Origin of the sequence: Ensifer sp. 2TAB8, from assembly GCF_052115125.1 — a bacterium.
Classification (GTDB): domain Bacteria; phylum Pseudomonadota; class Alphaproteobacteria; order Rhizobiales; family Rhizobiaceae; genus Ensifer.
This window is the reverse complement of record NZ_JBFRGB010000013.1, coordinates 68,375-84,095: the sequence shown is the minus strand read 5'-3', so window position 1 is coordinate 84,095 and position 15,721 is coordinate 68,375. Positions and strand designations below refer to the sequence as shown.

Annotated in this window: 9 protein-coding genes; 2 read left to right on the top strand and 7 right to left on the bottom strand. The window is 61.7% G+C overall.

Annotated elements, in window-relative coordinates:
- Positions 1–3 precede the first annotated feature (3 nt).
- Positions 4–3,678 carry a metallophosphoesterase gene (locus AB4Z53_RS21315; RefSeq protein ID WP_441597621.1) on the top strand — a complete coding sequence of 1,225 codons (3,675 nt, stop codon included), beginning with the start codon at positions 4–6 and terminating at the stop codon, positions 3,676–3,678.
- A 176-nt stretch (positions 3,679–3,854) separates the two neighbouring features.
- Positions 3,855–7,763 (top strand): metallophosphoesterase, encoded by a 3,909-nt coding sequence (locus AB4Z53_RS21310; protein WP_441597620.1) that lies wholly within the window; start codon positions 3,855–3,857, stop codon positions 7,761–7,763.
- Positions 7,764–7,937: 174 nt separating this feature from the next.
- Here AB4Z53_RS21310 and AB4Z53_RS21305 read toward each other — a convergent pair whose 3' ends face one another.
- From AB4Z53_RS21305 to AB4Z53_RS21275, 7 genes are all read right to left on the bottom strand, one after another.
- Positions 7,938–8,243 carry a hypothetical protein gene (locus AB4Z53_RS21305; protein WP_291165259.1) on the bottom strand — a complete coding sequence of 102 codons (306 nt, stop codon included), beginning with the start codon at positions 8,241–8,243 and terminating at the stop codon, positions 7,938–7,940.
- A gap of 92 nt (positions 8,244–8,335) precedes the next feature.
- Positions 8,336–9,337 carry a nucleotidyltransferase family protein gene (locus AB4Z53_RS21300; protein ID WP_441597619.1) on the bottom strand — a complete coding sequence of 334 codons (1,002 nt, stop codon included), beginning with the start codon at positions 9,335–9,337 and terminating at the stop codon, positions 8,336–8,338.
- Positions 9,328–10,437 (bottom strand): PqqD family peptide modification chaperone, encoded by a 1,110-nt coding sequence (locus AB4Z53_RS21295; protein WP_441597618.1) that lies wholly within the window; start codon positions 10,435–10,437, stop codon positions 9,328–9,330. Before AB4Z53_RS21295 ends, AB4Z53_RS21300 begins: the two co-directional genes overlap by 10 nt.
- A gap of 64 nt (positions 10,438–10,501) precedes the next feature.
- Entirely contained in the window at positions 10,502–11,758 is a 1,257-nt protein-coding gene (locus tag AB4Z53_RS21290) for a cation:proton antiporter (RefSeq protein ID WP_441597617.1), read from the bottom strand.
- A 54-nt stretch (positions 11,759–11,812) separates the two neighbouring features.
- Positions 11,813–12,391: an adenylyl-sulfate kinase gene (locus tag AB4Z53_RS21285; RefSeq protein ID WP_441597616.1), complete on the bottom strand. Its 579-nt coding sequence runs from the start codon at positions 12,389–12,391 to the stop codon at positions 11,813–11,815.
- A 23-nt stretch (positions 12,392–12,414) separates the two neighbouring features.
- Positions 12,415–14,676, bottom strand: a complete 2,262-nt coding sequence (locus tag AB4Z53_RS21280; RefSeq protein WP_441597615.1) for a pyruvate kinase — start codon at positions 14,674–14,676, stop codon at positions 12,415–12,417.
- A 14-nt stretch (positions 14,677–14,690) separates the two neighbouring features.
- Positions 14,691–15,719, bottom strand: a complete 1,029-nt coding sequence (locus AB4Z53_RS21275) for a twin-arginine translocation signal domain-containing protein (RefSeq protein ID WP_441597614.1) — start codon at positions 15,717–15,719, stop codon at positions 14,691–14,693.
- Positions 15,720–15,721: the final 2 nt, after the last annotated feature.

The window sequence follows — 15,721 nt, the reverse complement described above, 5'->3', positions numbered from 1 at the left end:
GACATGTCTAAGTTGTCCCGCATTCCATCTGGCCTGGACGATCCAAAACTGCTCTCGATCGAGTTCGGACTGAGTTTTGGCGCCCATGGCGGCTACCTGTTCGATGATGATGTCGGAAGTTCGATCTGGACTGTGCGCCCTCAAGGGCTGGTGCAGCGATCACTGGCTGACCTGAGCGCCAGCTGGGAGGAGGCCTTCGGCGGCAATCGTGGTCACCGCTCTTCCATTGACGACGACAAGTCCCAGGGTCTGCCTGCGGATACGACCAGCACGCAGACCGCTTCCGGAGCCAATGGGAGGTCGTTGGACGATACACAGGAGCGAGCGCACCACGGCTTCAACGCAAACATGTCGGACCCGGCATCAAGCAAGGCTGATCCTGGTGCGGCCACGCTGAGCACCGCCTCCATCAGCGCGCTTGCCGCCGATCCGACTTTCGAGACAAGGATCGCCACCGCTGCCGATGACATCGAGGAAAAGAGTTCCGGCACCATCTCCGCCAACATCAACGATCTGGATATGGGCTACGACGGAACCACCCGCCAGACCATCGGCCTGCGCTTCACGGGGATCGACGTTCCACGGGGTGCGGTCATTACCAACGCCTATATCCAGTTCACCTCCGACGAGGTGAGCTCCGGAACCGCGTCGTTCCTGATCCGCGGCGAAGATGCAGACGAGTCGGCAGCCTTTACGGCCATCAAGTTCAATGTCTCCTCACGCCCGACCACGGACGCATCCGTCGCCTGGGATGCAGCAAGCTGGACGGTACGCAATGAAGCCGGCCTTGCCGAGCGAACACCGGACCTCAAGGCGATCGTCCAGGAGATTATCGACCGCGGCGGCTGGGCGGCACTCAACGACATGGCTTTCATGCTGACTGGCACGGGCACGCGCACGGCGAAGTCCTATGAAGGCAGCTCCACGGGCGCCGCCCTCCTCCACATCGAATACTACGTTCCGTCGGCTGGCAGTCCCGTCGCCTTCAACACGCCGGCTGACAGCGATACGGCCACCAACCAGATTGCCGAACTTGCGGTGGCAGGGACCAAGATCGGTGTCACCGCTTCCGCAAGCGACCCCGATGCCGGCTCGACCGTCACCTACAGTATCGACGATCAACGTTTCGCGATCGACAGCAACGGCGTCATCACCCGGTCGAGCACCGGCACGCTCGACTTCGAGACACAGGCCTCGATCACGCTGACGGTGACGGCAACCTCATCCGATCAAAGCACCGCCACGCAGACCTTTACCGTCGGCATTCTCGACAGCCCGGAATCGATCGCCTTCAAGACGCCGGCCGATGCCGATACTGCGACGAACCAGATCGCCGAACTCGCCGCCGCGGGCACCAAGGTCGGCATCACCGCCTCGGCGAACGATCCCGATGCCGGCTCGACCGTCACCTACAGCCTTAGCGATACGCGCTTTGCCATTGACAGCAATGGCGTCATCACCCGCTCCGGGACCGGAACCTTGAATGCCCAGACCGAACCATCGGTCACGCTGACGGTGACGGCCACGTCGTCGGACGGAAGTACGGCAAGCCAGGCTTTCACCCTCGGCGTCCTCGGGAGCCCCCAGCCCGTTGCCTTCAACTCACCCGCCGACGCCGATGCGACGACCAACCAGATCGCCGAACTTGCGGCGGCCGGCACCGCCGTTGGCATTACCGCATCGGCGCGGGATCCGAATGCGACCGATACGGTCAGCTACAGCATCGATGACTCGCGCTTTACCATCGATAACAATGGCGTCATCAAGCGCTCTGGCACGGGAACGCTCGATTTCGAGACACAGGCGTCGATCCTGTTGACGGTGACGGCGACTTCGTCCGACCACAGCACCGCCACTCAGGCGTTTTCGCTGGCCATTCTCGACAGCCCCGAACCGGTCGCCTTCAAAGCGCCTGCCGATGCGGATCCGGCAACCAACCAGATTGCCGAACTTGCGGCAGCCGGTACCAAGGTCGGGATCACCGCTTCCGCGAGTGACCCCGACGCGGGCTCGACGGTCAGCTACAGTCTCAACGATACGCGCTTCGCCATCGACAGCAACGGCGTCATCACCCGGTCGGGCGCGGGCACGCTCGACTTCGAAACCCAGACCTCGATCACGCTGACGGTGACGGCAACGTCGTCTGACCAGAGTACGGCCACCCAGACCTACACTCTCGGCATTCTCGATAGCCCCGAGCCGGTCGCCTTCAGAACACCGGCCGATGCGGATACAGCCACCGACCGGATCGTCCAGAATGCTGCAGCCGGCACCAAAGTCGGCATCACCGCCTCGGCAAGCGATCCGGATGCCGGCTCGACCATCACCTACAGCCTCAACGACAATCGCTTCGCCATCGACAACAATGGCGTCATCACCCGTTCGGCCACGGGCACCCTCAATGCTCAGACCGAGCCGTCGATCGCCCTTCATGTGACGGCGACATCGTCCGATGGAAGCACGGCCACGCACGACTATTCCGTCAGCGTCACTGCGCCGACGGGACCGCAGACCTTGTATCGCTTCGCGGTGTTCGGCGATTTCGGCGATTCCAATCTCAATGGTGAAAAGGCCGTGTCGGCGATGGTTCACGGCTGGAACGTCGATTTCATCCTTGCAGTCGGTGACAACACCTACGCGCCGCAGACGATGGATGCAGCCATCGGCCAGCAGTATCACGACTATATCGGCAACTACCAAGGCGCCTATGGGGCCGGCAGCGCCATCAACCGCTTCTTCCCCGTCCTCGGCAATCATGAATATGACGACGGTAACTTCCAGAATTACCTGAATTACTTCACGCTGCCGGACAACGAGCGGTACTACGACTACCAGGTGGGGCCGGTGCACTTCTTCGCACTCAACAGCAACAAGCAGGAAACCGATGGCCGCAGTGGAACGTCGGTCCAGGCCCAATGGATGCACTCCACGCTCGATGCATCCAATGCGAGCTTCAACGTCGCCTACTTCCATCACACGGCCTACAATCCTAGCGGCAGTACAACCACCATGCAGTGGCAATACGAACCGTGGGGCGTAAATGCGGTGTTTGCCGGCCACCAGCACAACTACTATCGTGAAAACCGGGACGATAACGGAGATGGCCTGCAGCTTCCCTACACGACCACCGGTCTCGGCGGATCAGGTCGCGACGTCCCCAATGTCGGTGCGAGCCTTGTGACGATCACCGATCAGGGCATGCTGCTGGAATTCTACAAGGTCACCAGTTTCAACGGGACGACCACGACCAGTTCGCTCACGGATAGCTACTTCATCCCGACGCCAACGGGCCGCACTGCGACCATTACCAACGGCAGCTATGCGCTGAACGGCACGAGTGGTGCCGACTATCTCTGGGGTCTCGGAAGCAATGCGACGCTCACGGGCGGGCGCGGCAACGACACGCTGGTCGGCGGCAAGAACAACAACCTCTTCGTGTTCCACACCGGCGACGGCAACGACACGATCATGAACTTCCGCGCCGGAGCCCACACCGGCGACGTGCTCGACTTGCGTGACTACGGTATCGATAGCGCCGCCAAATTCCTTCAGGTGGCATCGAACCAGGGCGCAAACGTGGTGGCCAACCTCAACAGTACCGACCATCTGACGCTGCTGGGCCTCCACGCAGAACAGCTTCATGACGACAATTTCGTCCGCACAGGACTTCTTGTCTGAGTGAACCGACTGGGTCTGCCGTTTTCGGCCGACGAAATGGCCCCGGCCAACGGGGCCGTTTCGTCGGTTGTATCCTGTTACCGACCGGCTCCCGAAACCGACCCCCGACGGACGTAGAAGCACCGGCCCGCGCGGTGGGCTCCTGCTGTCCGCAAGCCGTGGAAAGGAGATTGGACATGGCCAAACTGTCCCGCATTCCGTCCGGCCTGGACGACCCCAAACTGCTCGCGATCGACTTCGCGCTGGGTTTCGACGTCAACGGCAATTACACCTTTGACGAGCTTGCGGCGGTCCCGATCGGATTCATTCATTTGAAAGCGGCGCTGCCGCGATCGCTTTTCGATCTGGACGGGAGCTGGGGCGCTTCTTCTTCGCTGACCCGCGCCGATCGCTCTTCCGTCGTTGCGGCCAATGACGATCAAGGTTCGTCCGGCGTCCAAAGGTCCTCAAATGCTGACAGGCTCGACAACAACTCGCAGACCAGCGGGCTCCGGCAGCCCGGCATATCCGTAGCGGAACCAACGGCGCGCGTGGCCGAAAGCAGCGCGGCCGCGCCGAATAATGCCGCAGTCGCGGCGCTCACAGTCGCTCCACCATTCGAGACGAGGGTCGCCTCGAGCGCAGACGACGCGGAGGAACGTTCGACCGGCTCGATGTCCTTGAACAGCAGCGATCTCGAGCTGACCATTGATGGCGGCGTCGGCCAGACCGTCGGGATCCGCTTCGCCGGGATCGACATCCCCAAGGGCGCCATCATCACCAATGCCTATATCCAGTTCACCGTCGATGAGGTGAGCGTGGGGACGATCTCGCTGCTCATTCGCGGCCAGGACGCGGACGACTCGGCGGCTTTCACCACCGCAAAGTTCAACGTCACCTCGCGGCCGACAACCGACGCATCCGTTGCCTGGACCCCTGCGGATTGGGCGACGCGCGGAGCGGCCGGCGCGGCACAACGCACGCCCGATCTCAGCGCGATCATTCAGGAGATCGTCAGCCGCGACGGTTGGGCGGCGCTCAACGGCATGGTGTTCCTGATCAGCGGCAGCGGTACGCGCACAGCGCGAGCCTATGATGGTAGCCCGACGGCAGCCCCGCTGCTGCACATCGAATACAGCCTACCGACCACCGGCGAGCCGGTCGTCTTCAATACGCCGGCGGACACCAATCCCGCCGCCAACCAGATCGCCGAGCTTGCGGCAGCCGGCACGGCGATCGGTATCACGGCTTCTGCGTCCGATCCCACCCCCGGAGACACCGTCACCTACAGCATCAACGATGTACGCTTTGCCATTGACACAAACGGTGTCATCACGCGATCGGGCGTTGGCACACTGGATTTCGAAACACAGACCTCGATCACCCTGACGGTGACGGCCACATCCACGGATCTGAGCAAGGCAAACCAGATCTTCACGGTCAATATTCTCAACAGCCAGGAACCGGTCGCCTTCGGCAGTCCGGCCGACAGTGACACAACCGCCGACAGGATTGCTCAAAATGCTGCCGCCGGCACCAGGGTCGGAATTACCGCTTCGGCGCGCGATCCGGATGCGGGCTCGACGGTGACCTATGGCGTCAACGATCCGCGTTTCGCCATCGACGGCAACGGCGTCATCACGCGTTCTGCGATCGGCACGCTCAATGCCCAGAATGAACCGACGATCACGCTGCGCGTCACGGCAACTTCGTCCGATGGCAGCACCGCCACCCACGACTACACGATCATCACCAGTCCACCCGCCACCAACAGCTTGATCTTCGAGAAGCGGGTCATCGCTAGCCTCGACGATGTCGAAGAGGCTGCCTCGGGCTCGGTCTCTGCCACGAGTAGCGACCTGGAACTGACTGTCGATGGCGCCAAGGTCCAGACCGTCGGCATGCGCTTCACCGGCATCGACATTCCCAAGGGCGCGATCATCACCAATGCCTACATCCAGTTTACCGTGGACCAGGTGAGCACGGGGACAGTATCGCTGATGATCCGCGGGCAGGATGTGGACGATGCGGCTGCCTTCACAACTGCTCAGTTCAATGTTTCGTCCCGCGTGACAACGGACGCATCGGTCGCCTGGGCGCCGGCGGACTGGACGGTACGCGGTGAGGCCGGCCTTGCACAGCGCACGCCGGACCTGAAGGCGATCGTCCAGGAAATCGTGGATCGTGGCGGCTGGGCAGCACTTAACGATATGGTGCTTCTTGTCACCGGCACCGGCACACGCACCGCAAGGGCCTTTGACAGCAACGCAGCGGCGGCTCCGCTTCTGCATATCGAGTACTACGTGCCGCCGGCGAGTGCACCGGTCGCCTTCAACACACCGCCGGATGCCGATCCCGCCGCTAACCAGATCGCCGAGCTGGCTGCCGCCGGAACAGCCATCGGCATAACCGCTTCGGCCACGGATCCTGACGCCGGCTCCACCGTCACCTACAGCATCGACGACCCACGCTTCTCCATCGGCTCGAACGGGGTCATCACCCGCTCCGGCACCGGGACCCTCGACTTCGAAACCCAGAATTCGATCACGCTGACAGTGACGGCAACCTCGTCCGACCGCAGCACAGCCACCCAGACCTACACCCTCGGCATTCTCAATAGCCCCGAGCCGGTCGCCTTCAACGATCCGGCCGACACCGATACGGCCAACAACCGGATCGTCCAGAGCGCGGCCGCGGGTACCCGGGTCGGCATCACCGCTTCGGCGAGAGATCCCGACGCCGGCTCGACGATCACCTACAGTCTCAACGACAATCGATTTGCGATCGATAACAACGGCGTCATCACCCGCTCGGCTACGGGCACCCTCAATGCCCAGACCGAACCGTCGATCGCCCTTCATGTGACGGCAACATCATCCGATGGAAGCACGGCGTCACACGACTATACCGTCAGTGTTGCGGCCCAAGCTGGACCGCAGACGCTTTATCGCTTCGCGGTGTTCGGCGATTTCGGCGACACCAGCCTCAATGGCGAGAAGGCCGTCGCCGCGCTCATTCATGGCTGGAATGTCGATTTTGCCCTCACCGTCGGCGACAACGTCTATGCACCCCAGACAATGGACGGAGCCATCGGCCAGCAGTACCACGACTACATCGGCAATTACCAAGGCGCCTATGGGACTGGAAGTGCCATCAATCGATTCTTCCCCGTGCTTGGCAACCACGAATACAACGAGAACAATTTCACCAATTACCTGAACTACTTCACGCTTCCGGACAACGAGCGGTATTACGACTTCCAGATCGGCCCGGTGCACTTCTTTGCGCTCAACAGCAACAAGGAGGAAACTGACGGCCGCAATGCGACCTCGGCTCAGGCCCAATGGATGCACACCACGCTCGATGCATCCAATGCGAGCTTCAACATCGCCTATTTCCACCACACGGCCTACAATCCGAGCGGTAGCACGAGCACAATGCGCTGGCCCTTCGAGCCCTGGGGCGTAAATGCAGTCTTTGCCGGCCACGAACACAACTACTACCGAGAAAACCGGGACGATAACGGAGACGGGCTGCAGCTCCCGTACACGACAACCGGTCTCGGCGGCGCAGGCCGCGATGTCCCCAATGTCGGCGCCAGCCTTGTGACGATCACCGATCAGGGCATGCTGATCGAGTTCTACACCGTCACCAGTTTCAACGGGACGACCACGACCAGTTCCCTCACGGACTCCTTCTTCATCGCAACGCCGGCGGGCCGTGTCCCGACCATCGCCAATGGCGGCTATGTGCTGAACGGCACCACGGGCGCCGACTATCTCTGGGGACTCGGAAGCAATGCAACGCTGACAGGCGGACGCGGCAACGATACGCTGGTCGGCGGCAAGAACAACAATCTGTTCGTTTTCCAGGTCGGCGACGGTAACGACACGATCCTGAACTTCCGCGCCGGCGCTGCAACGGGCGATCTCCTCGATCTGCGGGCGTTCGGCATCGACAGCGCCAGCGAGTTCCGCCAGGTGGCAGCGAACCAAGGCGCGAACGTGGTCGCCAACCTCAGCAGTACGGACCACCTGACATTGTTCGGCGTGCGTGCCGAACAGCTCCACGACGACAACTTCGTCCGCGCGGGCCTGCTTGTCTGAATGAACTGCCCTCGCCTGCTGCTTACCCAAGCAATGATGAAGAAAAGCCGGTGCCCTGACAGACAGGGCGCCGGCTTTGTTTTTTCCGAACCTTGAAAAGCAAGAAGCCGGCATTTCTGCCGGCTTCGAACGAATTGCCTGCGTCCTAGAGCGGACGCCCTCTCTCATTGGGCATCATTTTTTGTGTTTCCAAAAATCGAGCTCCAGGTTCACGAATTTCTTCAGCTGCCCCGGCGGTCCGTAGTGAACGTGGTTCTTGTCGCCCCACCCATTTCCCGGCTTCGGGTTGTATTTCGGGTGAGATCCACTGGATTTGGCAATGGCGCGCGAACTCAGGCTGGTGCCAAGCAACAATGTAATGGCCGGAGGGGTCACGGCAGCAAATTTCCCCGCCTTCATGAGAAAACTCCGGCGCGCTTCCGCTTCCGTATTAAGTCTTTCTGGCGATTTGTCTACGCCTTTTTGAGTATCTATCGACATGACACTTCCTTTTTTGCGCGGACTTTGACTATTTGAATATATTATCATTTCGTAGATTGGAATTCAATTGACGATTTAGGCGTATAAATACTTTAAATCTTCGAGCGAAGATCTTTGTTCAGGAGAACCGTCGTTATTCTGCGGGCCAGATGGATTGGATCCCGTCGGGCCAGGTCGTGGACGCGTGAAAACCGCCTTGCGCCCCAGGACAGGTTGCCGGCCAGGCGCAAGGGCGCACCGAGGATTGGATGACTTGAGGCAAAGACACGCCTCCAATGTTGGAACCTGATCGTCGGGCTCTCGCCAAAGCCACGCGGAATGCTCGTCCCGAAGAAGCGGTTCAGGGTCAACAACTGCGTCTCGATGGCATTGCGTGCGCTTTTGCCCTGAAGCGCCCCACGAAGCGCAGCCCAGTCGACGGGTTCGCTTTCGGCCAGTTGCGCCAGGTCATACATATGCCTGAGGTCTATCCTTCCGCGCCAGTAATCCCCTTCCTTGAGGAGGTCGTGCACGATCCAGTGCAGGGCACGCGACTGTGGAGAAGGGATTTTCACCAGGAGTTCACCCTGCTGCACGAGCTTCGGGCGTCCAAAGCCATCCGCCCGATACGGTCGCAGCTCCAGCACCCCCACGTCCTGGTCGCGAACCATGCCGCGACCGTCGGAGAGGCAGACATAGCCAAGCTCTTCCAGACAGACTTGAGCCAACGGCTCGTCGCGCGCTGCAACAGCCAGGTCGATGTCGCTGGTTATTCGGTCCGGGACGGTCTGGGAAAGAAACAACGGAACCGCCCCCTTCAAGAGGACCGGAGCGACGCCAATAGCGTTCAGGGCGGCGACGGCTTCGTTCAGTTGCGACCGCAGGCGCATGTTGCGTTCTCGATTGCAGTCGCGAATGAAGTGGAGGTACTCCCGTACATCATCCGGAACGTGCTCGATGGCACCGGCCTGTTCGAGTGATGCAAACAGGGCAGGCGTGAGCAAGGTCTGGTTCGCCAGCGCCATCACCGCCGGCCAGTCCGGGCGGTCAGCGACGCGACCGCGCAGCCCCGCGATCAGGGCGTCGAGTGGGTTCGCGGCGGACTTCATGCGCATGCCCGCTCAATCAGCGTGACCGCCTCACCCAGGTCGCAATAGGTCAGACGGTACGCCTTCACCGAGCCTATGACGCCAGCCAGCACATCGAAACTGGTGTCGCCCAACTCACCACCAGGCGCAAACGCCCCACCAAGCAGGCCCCGCAGAACATCCACCGGGTCGATCTTGTCCAGGCTCGGCTTCGCGGCGCGATCCCGATGGAGGAGGACGACAGAGCCTACCGGCCACGGTCTTGCGGTCGCCGAGTTGGCCGTCCTTGGTACGGGGTAGCGCACGCGACGTTTGTCCGGACGACGGAAGATCGGCGTTGCATCGAGGTCGGGGAAGCGCTCCGCGAGTAAGGGCCATGCGCCCGATTTGACGGCCGGCGCGAACGGAAGACCGACACAGCGCCCGTCGGCTTTCAGCAGTGTGACGTCATCCGATGCGAAGCCGAATCCGGCATGGGCCAACGCCAGCGTCAAGGTCGTCTTGCCCGCTCCCGGGTCGCCGCAGAGAAGGACAAGGCGCTCATTTTTCAAGAGCGCGGCCGCGTGAAGGGCCAGTTCGTAGGTGCCGGAGCCGAGGATATCGCTCAGCATTTCCCCTTTCAATATTGTCGCCATTTCGTCCGGAGCCGACGCCAGCAGCCAGTCGCCGTTGCGAAACAAGTGGAGCCGGTCACCTTGCTCCACCAACTGGAACACGATGTCGGGAGTGCCCTCCCCGGCCTCGAGATGCCTGAAGATAGCCATCGTCGGAAAGGCGTGAGCGACCGGATAGAGGATTCGGATACGGCGCCCGGCAACGCTCAGCATCTGGCTGACATGCCCTTGCGCGGAACTGTCGAGCGGTGAGATGCGCGGCCGGATCAAGCCCAGGCGCTGCCAATCCTTTATCGCCGCTTCGACTTGTCCATGCACATCCCGGGCGTTGATGTTGCCACGCGCGCCGGCTTCCGCCTGCTTTCCCTGCTCCAACAGGCGCCAGATGTCAGCGGCCGTATCGTTCAGGGTAAAGATCGCGTGCTGCGACGCACTGAACAGAACATTCTGTCCCCTGATCCGCACAAGTCGTGCCTGAGTGACGAAACGCGGGGACGCACCGTCGCCGCGCATTCCCAAATATGCTCCCATCGCCTTGTACCCCTCCCTACTCCGCGGCGCCGGCGGCCGCGCACTCTCACTCGGCCGGCGTTCCGGCCAATCCGGCAAAGACCTTGGGATTGCGCACGAGCCGCCAACGCAGCCACAGGCCTGTGGCGAACGAGGTCAGGATCGAGGCAAGTACAAGGGCCGTGAACATGCGGCCGTCGATGATGCCAGCCGCGAGCGCCACGCTGGCGAGCACGATGCCCGGCCCGCCGCGCGTGTTCATGGAGATGCCGTAATCGAGCGCCCTCGCCCAGTCGCAATCGGCAGCTCTTGCGGCCAGAGTACAACTTACAAGCTTGATGGACGTCGTCATGCCGATGAACAGAACTGTCAGCCCGGCATCGAACTCCTGTGCGAGATTGAGCCGTTGACCCACGAGCGCGAAGTAGATCGGCACAAAGAACCAGATCGCGATATCGGCGATGTGCTGTTTGACGGGAGCGAGATGCCGCGAGGGAAACCGCGCCATGACGAGACCGGCAACGAGCGCTGCGAAAACGATGTTCACGTTCAAAAGGCTCGCCCCGGCGACGAAGATCAGACACAGCAGCATGGTGTAGCCGGTGAAGGGCGCCTCGCTGAATTTGCCGATGATCCATCGCCGGAGCGCCCTGACGACTGTGGGCGCGAAAAACAGTGAGGCGAGCACGAAGCCGAGCGTGATGGCGACCACGCGGCCGATGCCGGCAGCACTTGCCGCCTCGCCATGCTGGACAGCGGTGGCGACGGCAAGGATCGTCCAGAGGATGAGATCCTGTATCGTCGCCGCACCGATAACGTTGCGCGCGAAGGGTGTCCCCATCAGGCCCAGATCGAGAAACAAGCGCGAGATGACCGGGATCGACGTGACGGCGGCGGCGATCCCCATCACCAGTTTGAACGCGAAGGGATCGCCAAGCTGGGTGCCGGCAAAAAACGAGGCACTCGCATAACCGAGCGCGAACGGGATCATTAGCGCACCGACCACCAGCGCCAGCACGATGCGGCCCGCAGCCCCACCGCCTTCTGCCTGAACCTTGAAGCCCGCCGTGAACATCAAAAGGACGAGGCCGAACCAATAGAAGGCCGTCAAGAGGGCGGCCTGCGCCGGGAAGGCAGCAAACAGCGACTGATGTGCCCCGGGCGAAATCGCGCCGAGCACCGATGGGCCAAGGACGATGCCGCCGGCAATCTCGCCGATGACCCGCGGCATCTTCAACCGTTCGAACAACTGACCGCCGGCCAGCGCTGCAATGAGCAGCAGTACCAGCGAGAGGAAGAACCGGGCGGTTTCGGAATCGCTCATGACGCAGCCTCGAAAATCGGCGAGACCGGGCAGCGACCCGTGCGGCTACGGATGTTACGCACGTCCGTCAATCCGGGTGTAGGTGGCAACGACACGGGCTGCGAGTTCGTCAAGCGAATAGAGTTCCGTGTCAAGGATGAAGTCGGGGTTTGCCGGTGGCCGGTAGGTGCTGTTGTAGCCGATGAGGGTATCGATCTCGCCGCGTATAGCCTTGCCGTAAAGCCCCTTCGGGTCTCTTTCCGCGCAGCCCTGGATCGAGCAGGCAACGTAACCGGTCGTCAGGTTTATGACGTTCTTGCGCACATAGGCACGCGCATCCTCGCCGGCTGTCAGTGCGGCGACGACCACATGAAGGCCGGCCTCCGCCGCCTTGTTCGCCAGATGCGCGAGAATGGAAACGACTTGCAGCCGGCTTTCCGGACCAAAGCCAAGCTGCGTGCCGAAGAAGCCCCGGACTTCGTCACCATCGAAGACGATGGCGGGAATCCCTGCCGTCCTCAGATCGGCGACGACGCGCGTCGCAAGCGTCGTCTTGCCCGCCGACGTGGGGCCAAGCAGCCACAGTACCGTTCCAGCCGGTATCGAAACACGATGGTGGCGCGTTTCGGACTGTAGATGTGTCCTTCCCTGCATGGTCTGTCCTCCCCTGTCTTGCCCTATTCCTGGAACAGTGCACGTTTCATCATCAACTCGGCCCGAACGACGTCTTGTACCTCGGAGCGCATCATCCAGTTCGGCAACGCTTCGCCGGCCCTGAGGGCGCGTCGGATTTCCGTCCCGCTGATCGGGCTGGCCGTTCCGCAGGCGCTCAGGTCGACATAGCGTTCGGACTGGGTGTCGTAGCCGACGGCATCAAAGAAGATCGGCTCGATGCCGATGTCGCCGAGCTCGCCGAAGAGTTCGCGGCCGGCATTGACGCCGTAGAAGTCACCGACGCCGGAATGATCGCGCCCGACAATTATATGGCTGCAACCCATGTTCTTGCGGCATATCGCGGTGAACACCGCCTCACGGGGACCGGCAAATCGCGGATAGGTGATGAAGCTCGCCAGCACCACCTTTCCGGCCGGGTAGATGCCGTAGTCCAGCATCGCCTGATAGCCGTCGAGGATCACGTGCGGCAGAAAATCGCCGCGCTTGGTATGCCCGACGATCGGGTTCACCAGCAAGCCGTCGGCATAAGTCCGTTCCAGGGCCTCCAGCTGAATCCTCTCGTGACCGCGATGGACGAGATTGCGGCTGTGGAATGCGACGACCCGCGTCCAGCCCTTGTGGGCAAAAACCGTCCGCAATTGCGAAGGGGTGAGGTCATATCGCCTGCAGGGCAACAGCAACGGCTGCACGAGCGTGACATGGCCCGCGAGGAAATGACCGCCGCGCGCCAGCACGCGTGCAACACCGGGATGCTCGCGGGACTCCGTGCCGAACCATTTGCGTGCCAGCACCTCGGGCTGGAATTCGAAGGTTTCGGATACATCGAGTACCGAATGCGGCGCGCCTCCTTGCGCGGTCAGGAGGACCCGGTCGCCCATGGCGTAGCGGATGGCCGTCTCTTTCGGCACGGCGAGGAGAACCGGCATTGTCCAGACCGGCCCGCTGGGCAGACGCTTTTCTTCCAGAACGCTCTCCAGGCTAGCCCTGTCCATGAAGCCGCGAAGCGGCGAGAAAGTGCCGCGGCAAATCTGCTCGACGTCGGTCAATTCTTCGTCTGGGACCGTGATCGTCGGCAAAAGCTTGATGTCGGGGATTTCGGCCGGGCCCGGCGCCTGACAGACGAGGCGCCCGCCATGCGGCTCGACACCCGGCATCAGGGCGGATGGGCGCACGCGGATGGGACGGCCGCCATTGTTCGTGTTCCGCAGGAATTGCTGGGCAACCTTTGCCACCATCCGCGCGCAATTGACCGGATACTGACCGATCGCGGTCTCGGCCGCCAGTACGAGGCCATCGGCTCCATCCGCCAGCGTGTTGTAGATGTCGTTGACTTCGGCGCGGGTGGGTGTCGGCGCACTGGTCATCGATTCCAGCAGGTTCGTTGCGACATAGGCTTTCGCGCCATGCGCCTTTGCCTGGCTGATGATCATCTTCTGGATTGCCGGGATCTGCTCGATCGGAACTTCGCGGGAGAGGTCGCCGCGGTCGATGAGGATGGCTTGAGATTTTTCGGCGATGGCCGCCAGATGGCGCAGTCCACTGAGGCACTCGATCTTAGAAATGATCGTCGCGTCGCTGCCGGCATGGGCGCGGACCACGTCGACGTCAGAGGCGCGGTGAGCGAAGGACAGCGCAAAGTGGCGAATTCCCATCCGGCGACCGATGGCGATCGCGGCGATGTCCTTGTCGGTGAGCGGCGGCATCTCGATCGTCCGCTGGACCGTTACCGCCTTGTTCTGCCCGATCTCCCCACCGTTCAAAACCCGAAGGACGACTTCGTCGTCGCGCTTCTCGACAACCTGGGACAGGACCGCATTGAAATCGATGCTGACGAAATCGCCGACTTCGAGCTTGTTGACGATATAGGCCGGGTAGAGACTGATGGCGGACTGGTTTCCCGTAACCGGCCGGGCATGCGCCGTCAGGAACCGATTTTCTCGCACCATCACCTTGCCGTCGGCAAATGGGCCGGTGCGCACCTGGGCGCCTTCCGTATCCAGGCAAAGCGGCACAGATGTCCGCTGCTTGATGTAGCCAATGATCCGCTCGATGTCCTCAACCTTCGTGTGTGAAAGATTGAGGCGCAGCAGCGAAGTGCCTGTCCGCTCCAACCAATGGATCACCCTGTCATTGAGGGATGCGGGACCCAGAGTGCACAGCAGCTCGACTTGTCTTGCTTTCATGGCTTTCACCTTCGGTCGGTTCAATGCGTTGAAGGTCTCAAGTGCGCTTTTCTCGCGCTCGATCTGGCGCATCTCGGGCATGCGGACTGCATCCGTCACAGCTCGTCATCGGCAAAGCGGGGAATGTCCTGGTGGGCGCTGATCCACTGTCCGCGCGCCTTGTTCCAGTAGTCGCGGGCATCCTTGCCGGTCAGCAGAGAAAAGCTTTGGGGCGGAAGCGGCAGCTCCGGCGGGATCGGATCATCAGGAAGCCACAGAAGCGTGTTGCCGTGGCTTTCGAACATCCTTTGCCAGGTGCGTTCCAGCCGCCGGAATCCCCGCATCTGCGCGGACGAGAAGGCGAAAACCGTATCCGTGATTTTCAGCTTCGGAGAGACGTCCGAGGCTTTGACGGGGGATTGGTGCGTAATGTCACCCTTGGCCAGGAAGGCCTGCATCCGGATCAAGGAGCGGTCAATCGCAACGACTTGGTCGCTCCCGTCACGATCATTCGAAGCAGGGTCGAGACTTATTCCCGAAAAGCAGCCATCGAACAGGCAATCCTCGATGGTGCCCCCGAGCAGGTAGTCATCCTCCACCGCATCGTCCCGGATCTCGCTGAGCCAGCAGCCTTTGAGGAGGAAGCCGTTCGCTTGGTCGGTGAGACGGATGCCATCCCAGCACCGGCGCGCCCGCACACCTTCGATTGTTGGCCGCGTCGTTCCCTCTTTGACGAGCAGGCCGGCACTGTTGCAGTAGGTGTTCGCCCAGTCCGACTGAAGCGGCACTTCACCATTGATGCGCCCGCCGACGAAATGAACGCTGGGGCAATTGCGAAGAACGATCGGATAGGGATTGACCGGCCGCATACCGATGTCGCAGCCGAGGACTGCATTCGGAGCGGTGTTTCGGCTGTTGGCAACAGTGAAGAGCGCCCGTGTGGCATCGACCGTGGTTTCGGGCGGGAGGTCGCGAATGGTCTTCTGTGCATAGCCGTATTCGCCGCTCAGCACGATCCGCGTACCTTCCAGATCGTCTTCATTGACTAAAGCCCGCCGTTCACTTGTGGCCCCTGACCCGGCCAACAACACAAGGGCGGGACCGGCGCCAGCAAGGCGCATGAAGGACCGGCGATTGATTTTCACGG

Bases quoted from the DNA above. Each gene is read 5' to 3' on its own strand.
- AB4Z53_RS21315 (WP_441597621.1), top strand. From the start codon at position 4: ATGTCTAAGTTGTCCCGCATTCCATCTGGCCTGGACGATCCAAAACTG.
- AB4Z53_RS21285 (WP_441597616.1), bottom strand. From the start codon at position 12,391: ATGCAGGGAAGGACACATCTACAGTCCGAAACGCGCCACCATCGTGTT.
- AB4Z53_RS21280 (WP_441597615.1), bottom strand. From the start codon at position 14,676: ATGCCCGAGATGCGCCAGATCGAGCGCGAGAAAAGCGCACTTGAGACC.
- AB4Z53_RS21300 (WP_441597619.1), bottom strand. From the start codon at position 9,337: ATGCGCATGAAGTCCGCCGCGAACCCACTCGACGCCCTGATCGCGGGG.
- AB4Z53_RS21295 (WP_441597618.1), bottom strand. From the start codon at position 10,437: ATGCGCGGCGACGGTGCGTCCCCGCGTTTCGTCACTCAGGCACGACTT.
- AB4Z53_RS21290 (WP_441597617.1), bottom strand. From the start codon at position 11,758: ATGAGCGATTCCGAAACCGCCCGGTTCTTCCTCTCGCTGGTACTGCTG.
- AB4Z53_RS21310 (WP_441597620.1), top strand. From the start codon at position 3,855: ATGGCCAAACTGTCCCGCATTCCGTCCGGCCTGGACGACCCCAAACTG.
- AB4Z53_RS21305 (WP_291165259.1), bottom strand. From the start codon at position 8,243: ATGTCGATAGATACTCAAAAAGGCGTAGACAAATCGCCAGAAAGACTT.